The sequence below is a fragment of the Corynebacterium sp. UMB8791 genome (genome assembly GCF_054166365.1).
In genome coordinates this window covers 1-628 of the sequence record NZ_JBSZCG010000165.1, presented here as the reverse complement: position 1 = coordinate 628, position 628 = coordinate 1, and the positions used below count along the sequence as shown (strand labels likewise).

1 protein-coding gene is annotated in these 628 nt (G+C 65.8%); it reads right to left on the bottom strand.

Annotated features, from left to right (window positions below; all coding sequences use genetic code 11):
• Positions 1-628 (bottom strand): phosphate acyltransferase (locus ACXIUA_RS11250; protein ID WP_457976884.1); only part of this gene is annotated, 628 nt, incomplete at both ends.

The following is a 628-nucleotide window of genomic DNA, read 5'->3' as shown; positions in this document are numbered from 1 at the left end:
CACGCAGCGTCGAACTGGAGGGGGCCGTCAATAATTAAGTCCGCATCAATAGCGCGGGCGGCGGCGACGGCCTCGACTGCGCGCTCCACGTCGGGCCCCGCGCCGGAGCTGCCCGTGGCGTACGAGAGCACCGCAACCTTCGGGTCGATACCGAATTGAGCGGCGGTCAACGCCGAGCTCACAGCGATTTCTCCAAGCTGCTGCGCGGACGGGTTCGGGTTCACAGCACAGTCGCCGAACGCCCACAGTCGGCCCTGCATCACCATCAGGAAGATCGAGGACACCACCGATGCCTCTGGGCGCGTCTTGATGATCTGGAACGCCGGCTTAATCGTCTCCGCCGTGGTGTGCACCGCGCCCGAAACCATGCCATCCGCGCGTCCGCTGTACACCAGCATCGTGGCGAAGTAGGACACGTCCTGCATCGCTTTGCGGGCTTGCTCCAGGGTCACGCCCTTGGACTTGCGCAGCTCTGCGAAGGTCTGCGCAAACTCCTCGACCAGGTCGGAGGTGCGGTGGTCCAGCAGCGTCGCCGCCGACACGTCCAGCGCCAGCTCCTGCGCCTTCGCCGTGATCGCGTCCACGTCCCCCAACAACGTCAGCTTCGCGACGCCCCCTTCCAACAACC